1 protein-coding gene and 2 pseudogenes are annotated in these 2,913 nt (G+C 46.3%); 1 reads left to right on the top strand and 2 read right to left on the bottom strand.

Annotation, left to right across the window (positions count from 1 at the left end):
• Positions 1-160 (bottom strand): annotated as a pseudogene (locus AB6E30_RS22380) (IS66 family transposase); the annotation flags it as partial.
• A 47-nt stretch (positions 161-207) separates the two neighbouring features.
• Between AB6E30_RS22380 and AB6E30_RS22375 the strand changes: the two are divergent.
• Positions 208-1,326, top strand: coding sequence for an IS110 family transposase (locus AB6E30_RS22375; protein ID WP_017070419.1), 1,119 nt, complete (start codon positions 208-210; stop codon positions 1,324-1,326).
• Positions 1,327-1,582: 256 nt separating this feature from the next.
• Here AB6E30_RS22375 and tnpC read toward each other — a convergent pair.
• Positions 1,583-2,913: pseudogene (gene tnpC / locus AB6E30_RS22370) on the bottom strand (IS66 family transposase); the annotation flags it as partial.

Genomic DNA, 2,913 nt, shown 5'->3' with positions numbered 1-2,913 from the left:
CGTCGATATCAGGCTCTGCTTTCGCGAGCTCTTTCATGCACTTGACCATGTAGTCGTAGAGGATAAGACCGTTGGCTTTCGCGGTCTCGATGATGCTGTAAAGCATCGCGCTCGCATCAGCACCGTTTGGTGTGTTAGAGAACAGCCAGATGGTATGACCTTATATACTTAGACTTACCTACTGGTGCGTTTTTGGAGGTCATCAATATGGAATCCGTCAACTATTCTGCTTATATTGGACTTGATGTGCACAAGGACACAATTGCTGTTGCGATTGCAAGTCCAGAGCGGCAGGGAGAAGTTCGATTTTATGGGAATATTTCTTCAGCAAAAGATGCCGTTATTCGTCTAATGAAGAAGCTAATCAAGCTTCACGGTACGATCCTTGTCTGCTACGAAGCGGGCCCAACAGGCTACGGTCTATATCGATTGTTACTTAGCATGAACATAGAGTGTACAGTTGTGGCTCCTTCTAGAATACCTAAGATATCAACCAACAAGATCAAAAATGATCATCGAGATGCCGTCGCTTTAGCGAGGTTGTTAAGAGCGGGTGAGTTAGTTGATATCTGGGTACCCGACCTGACACATGAAGCTATGCGAGATCTTGTGAGAGCCAGAAGCTGTGCAAAGAAAGATACTAAAGTTGCCAAGCAGCGAATCCAAAGTATTCTTCTGAGAACGGGTAAAAAGTATGAAAAGAAAATGTGGACTGTCCGCCATCGAGTATGGCTAGCCAACCAATCTTTCCCCTTAGCTTCTCAACAAATAGCTTATGAGCACTATCGACAAAGCTTGGAGCAAATAGAAAACCGTATTGAGCAATTAGACCAAGAAATTGATAGGTTACTTCCTAACTGGTCACTTTATAACTTGGTTAATCAACTGCAAGCTCTAAAAGGTGTCGGACGTACGATTGCAATCTCCGTAGTGGCTGAAGTGGGTGATTTCTCCCGATTTAGTAATCCGAAACAAATAATGGCATTCCTTGGCCTAATACCTGGTGAACACTCAAGTGGTAGTGTGACTCGTAAAGCAGGGATCACTAAAGCTGGAAATGTTGAGTTAAGACGACTTTTGTATGAGGCAGCATGGGCATATAGAAACAATGCTAAGGTCGGTAGCTGGTTAACTGCGAATCGACCAGATAGTGTTTGCCAAGAAGCCAAAGATATCTCCTGGAAAGCTCAGCAGCGATTATGCTTCCGTTACCGAAGCTTGGTAGCTAAAGGGAAAAAGTCACAAATAGCAATTACTGCTGTTGCGAGAGAGTTACTTGGATTCATGTGGGACATTGCTGTCACCACTCGAAATCAGAGAGTTTAAAATTTGCTTGGAAGTGAAGAAGCTCAGGTGAGTAATCCTCGTCAAGAATTTAAGTCGACCACTTGGTTAGATACTAGCAGCCAGATAGAGGTAAACTCATTACGAAAACCATGTTGGGGCTAAAGATCCCCGAATAAGAGTATGTATAACCCAAGTTATTGCTAATTCACTTTCAGGCAATTCTAATGTTGAAAGCATGCCTCGTCTCACAGAGGAGAGAGAGGTTTTGTCGAAAAACTTGAAAAAGGTCATAAGAGTTCTTCCTGCCAATGACCAGTGGTTTAATTGCGCGTTCAGCGCGATTATTATCAATAGATAAGTGACCATCGTCGATATAACGAATAAGCTTTGACCACTGCCCAAGCGTATATTTTATCGCTTTGCCTAGTGGGCTAGAGCCTATCACCTTCTGGGTTGTCATCCATTGGTAAAGCTCATCCAGTATCGGCTTGGCAAGCGCTTGACGCTCTGCTTTTCGCTCTTCGGCAGGCGCACCTTTTAAGCGTGATTCTATCCCGTAGAGTTTTTGGATTTTAGCCAGCGCCTTATCAGCCTTGCCTGATTTACCTTTCCCTTGAAGCTTCTTCGCATCCATGAACTTGCGACGAGCATGCGCTAAGCACCCTACATTGGTGACGTGATGCAGACCATCATAAGCCGCGTAGCCATCGGTTTGTAGATAACCGTTGTAGTCACCTAAAAAGTCCACGGGACACGCCCTCGCGCGACTGTTTTGATAGTCGTACAAGGCAATATTTTTCACATTCGGCAGTGCCGCTTCGGGTGAGTCAGCGCCTGAGCAGTAGAGCCACATATAACACTGCTTCTCTTCTTTGAGCACATTGAGCGGCGTTTCATCTGCCTGAACCACCACTTGTTGAAGCAGGTTCTCCTTCAAGGCCGCATACAGCGGGGCGAACTTCTCACTGACTTGGATAACCCACCTTGCCATGGTGGTACGTGATAGCTCGATACCCGACTGGGTAAACAGCGATTCTTGACGATAAAGTGGCATCGCGTATTGGTATTTTCCAAGAATGATGTTGGTCAGCAAACTTTCTGTGGCGAAGCTTTTAGGGATGAGGCTCTGAGGGGATGGCTTCTGAACGATTCGGCTGCTGTCGCCTGTTTTCTCGCACTGGCGGCAAGCGTACTTAGGACGAACATATTCCAACACTTTGAGTACCGCTGGCGTGAACTCTAGCTTCTCGCTGCGGTCTTCCCCGATTTTATGCAGGCTATGATTGCAGCAAGCGCACTGCTTTTCATGGTCGTCTACATCAAGTTCGATAACCTCACGAGGCAAGGTCTTAGGCAGAGGTTTACGTTTACCGCGCTTTTTCGTTGTGGTCGTGGTTGTCACCTCAACCTCGTCTTCTTTAACGGCTTCACACTCCGCTTCGTTGAAGAGGTCACCTTGTGATTCATCGTAAGGCTTTAATGCCTCCGAGCGTTTCGCGAACTGACGGTCGAAGGCGAGTTTGAGTTGTTCAAGCAGCGATTGGCGCTCTTGTTTCCACTCATTTTTCTCCGACATCAGAGCAGCTACCATCGCTTGTAGCTCGGCAACATCTTGGCTTTCTGGGT

This window comes from Vibrio sp. 10N.247.311.12, assembly GCF_041467515.1.
Lineage (GTDB): Bacteria > Pseudomonadota > Gammaproteobacteria > Enterobacterales > Vibrionaceae > Vibrio > Vibrio crassostreae_C.
Note: the sequence above shows the minus strand (reverse complement) of the source record. Positions and strands in the feature narration are given on the sequence as shown.